Consider the following 247-nt stretch of genomic DNA (forward strand, 5'->3'; position numbering starts at 1 on the left):
CTTTACAACCGTATTTGTTGTCAAATTTAGGTTTAGTTACCGAATCATCAACGTTGATGGCAGGCATTACCAAAGCTCCGTTTTCCATTCTTTCATACAGTCTGTGAACACCTGTTGTTGTTTCTTCAGAAAGCCCTTTGATATCTTTTGTTAATCCAGGATATTTATCAAAAACCATGTTGGTTAAATCTCCACCGTCATCAAGGCTCATATTCAACGGTTTTCTGTCTTCACCAAAGAATAAGGT

General features: G+C 37.2%; 1 protein-coding gene. It reads right to left on the minus strand.

Going from position 1 to position 247, the window contains the following annotated elements; all coding sequences use genetic code 11:
- A partial coding sequence (locus ACPYOJ_RS36215; protein WP_481420512.1) for an adenosylhomocysteinase occupies nt 1-247 on the minus strand: 247 nt, incomplete at both ends.

The organism is Rhizobium sp. SVR5-9E (genome assembly GCF_056755095.1).